This window comes from Polaromonas sp. 39-63-25 (assembly GCF_002278925.1).
Classification (GTDB): Bacteria; Pseudomonadota; Gammaproteobacteria; order Burkholderiales; family Burkholderiaceae_C; genus Polaromonas.
In genome coordinates this window covers 1-1,876 of sequence record NZ_NCJH01000047.1, presented here as the reverse complement: position 1 = coordinate 1,876, position 1,876 = coordinate 1, and the positions used below count along the sequence as shown (strand labels likewise).

Genomic DNA, 1,876 nt, shown 5'->3' with positions numbered 1-1,876 from the left:
CCCGATCACCGAGCAGGTAGCTCTCGGGAACGGTCTTGAGGATGTCCCCGGGACCGGCCGTCTGCAGCCATTTGAGGCCTCGCACGATCGCATGGGTCATGGCCTGGCAGGTGTTGGGATTTTTCTGGATGAAATCGGTGGGCGCGTACAGACAGCCCGCAGGCATGGCGCCGCCGAACACTTCCAGCGTACCTTTGAGGGTGCGGGTGTCGCTGATGATCTTGACATCGCCTTTTTGTTCCAGCATCGTCATGACAGGGTCGATATTGCTGATGGCATCGATCTGGCCGGAGCGCAGCGCACTCAATGCGCCAGCCGCCGTCCCGACGCCAATAAAGCTCACATCGCCGGCTTTCAGACCGCCCCGCGACAGCACCAGATTGGCCACCATGTTGGTGGACGAGCCCGGTGCCGTGACGCCTATTTTCTTGCCCCGCAGATCGGCAACGCTTTTGTAGTTGGGCATGCTTTTGGTGGACACGCCAAAAGCGATTTGCGGCGCCCTGCCCTGCAGCACAAATGCCTGGAACATCTGATTTTTCGACTGCAGGTTGATGGTGTGCTCGAAGGCACCCGAGCACACGTCGGCCGAACCGCCCACCACCGCCTGCAGCGCCCGCGCACCGCCCGCGAAATCGCTGATCTCGATCTCAAGCCCTTCTGCTCTGAAGTAGCCAAGCTGGTCTGAAATGGTCAGCGGCAGGTAGTAAAGCGCGGCCCGTCCGCCAACCGCGAGCGCCACCCGGGTCTTCTCCAGTTTGGGTTGCGCACGAAGCGCTGGCGCAGCTAGACTGGCCACGAAGAGCGCGCCAGCACTCGCGAAGGCGCGCCGGGAAACGGGTGGTAGATAAGGCATGAGACTCCCTCGTCTTGATTTTTAACAAGGTTAAGGGAGCCCCTACAAACGGGCATCGGGAACATCCCGTGCGGGTAATCACTGAACGTTCGCACGAACCGCCAACGCGTTACGGATCGTTACCGCCGCCTGCACGCGATGGGGTGCGGCATCGACCGTGCGGCGCCGCGCAGCCGCAAGGCACCGTCAGCGGTATCCCGCAAAAAGGATGGCAACGTTGACCAGCATGGCGAGCGCCCAGATGGCCGACCGCGCCTTGGCCAGATCCGCCACATACATAATGATGTAGGCGATGCGCAGCATGACGAACATCAGCGCCAGGATGTCAAGCCGGGTCTGCCCCGCCTGCAGGCTGTGCGCAATGATGACTGCGGCAAAGAAAAAAGGCAGGGCTTCGAAGGTATTGGCCTGCGCCGCATTGGCCCGGCCGCGCCAGTCGGTTTGCCGGGCCAGCCAGCCGCGCGGATTGTTGTTGTCGTAGCCACCCTTGCCGGGCGGGGTGGCAAACATGCCGTACTTGGCGATACCGGCGCAGACGATGGGCAACAGGGCTGCCGCCAGGACGCACCAGTAAGCGACGGTGAAGCGGGCAAACGTCATGGCTGGGTACTTTCTTGGGTGAGTGAGTGGTTGGTTGGTGGTTGTGTGGGCCAGCGACACTGGCCATTTTTCTGGCCTTCGCCTTAGCGGCGATCCACCAGCGCATGCGCTATCGTGCCGAGGTCAACATATTCGAGTTCACTGCCCACCGGCACACCGCGCGCCAGTCGCGTGACCTGCATACCGCGGCTTTTCAGGGCCTGGGCGATGACGTGGGCGGTGGCCTCACCTTCTGCGGTGAAATTGGTCGCCAGAATGACTTCCTGGACTTCTCGCACACCGGGCTCTGCAAGCTCGCCGGCCGCATCCCTGGGCACGACACGGTCAAACAGTTTTTGCAGGCCGATGTCGTTGGGGCCGATGCCATCGAGGGGACTCAACTTGCCCATCAAAACAAAGTAAAGGCCCTTGTAGGCCAGC

The 1,876-nt window shown here is 61.8% G+C and carries 3 protein-coding genes; all 3 read right to left on the bottom strand.

All coding sequences use genetic code 11. The features are described from left to right. A partial coding sequence (locus B7X65_RS23800; protein ID WP_293596705.1) for an ABC transporter substrate-binding protein occupies positions 1-856 on the bottom strand: 856 nt, incomplete at its 3' end. A gap of 186 nt (positions 857-1,042) precedes the next feature. Then, the gene (locus B7X65_RS23795; RefSeq protein ID WP_293596704.1) at positions 1,043-1,456 is read right to left on the bottom strand and encodes an MAPEG family protein; all 414 of its coding nucleotides are present in this window, start codon (positions 1,454-1,456) and stop codon (positions 1,043-1,045) included. An 83-nt stretch (positions 1,457-1,539) separates the two neighbouring features. Next, a partial coding sequence (locus B7X65_RS23790; RefSeq protein ID WP_293596703.1) for a toprim domain-containing protein occupies positions 1,540-1,876 on the bottom strand: 337 nt, incomplete at its 5' end.

What these genes read in the sequence shown, in the direction of transcription:
- B7X65_RS23795 (WP_293596704.1), bottom strand. Translation starts at nt 1,456, where the DNA reads ATGACGTTTGCCCGCTTCACCGTCGCTTACTGGTGCGTCCTGGCGGCA.